Raw genomic sequence first — 441 nt, forward strand, 5'->3', positions numbered from 1 at the left:
CCTGTCGACGCGTGCGCCGGGCGACCTCACTCGCCCGGCGCGAGCCCGCGCACCGCGAGCCGGTACGCCGGCAGCACGTCGGTCCGCTCGGTGATCAGCCCCTCGTTGACAGCGAAGACCAGCGTCTGCCCGGCCGGCTGGACGGCCAGCGCCCAGTTGCGCGACTCCTCCTCGACCAGCGGGTTGGTGGCGATCCAGGTCATCTCGGTGCCGTCGAAGCCGCCGGCGCGCAGGTCGCGGAACTGTGCCCCGGTGACCGTCTCGCCGGCCCCGGCCGCGAAACCCTCCAGCGCGGCGCGCGGTGTGCCGGTTGGCGAGTCCGCAGCCCAGATCCGCAGGAATCCGCCACCGGCCGAGCGGCCGTCCACCTCGCAGCGCACCGTGGTGCCGCCGCGCTTGGTGAGCGCCTCGCCGACCAGTTCGGCCAGCTCATCCTTGGGC

General features: G+C 74.6%; 1 protein-coding gene. It reads right to left on the bottom strand.

Annotated elements, in window-relative coordinates; all coding sequences use genetic code 11:
• Positions 1 to 26: 26 nt before the first annotated feature.
• Positions 27 to 441 (bottom strand): lipoprotein (locus KBX53_RS35775; protein WP_247676667.1); only part of this gene is annotated, 415 nt, incomplete at its 5' end.

It is taken from the genome of Micromonospora sp. M51 (genome assembly GCF_018070305.1).
Lineage (GTDB): Bacteria > Actinomycetota > Actinomycetes > Mycobacteriales > Micromonosporaceae > Micromonospora > Micromonospora parva.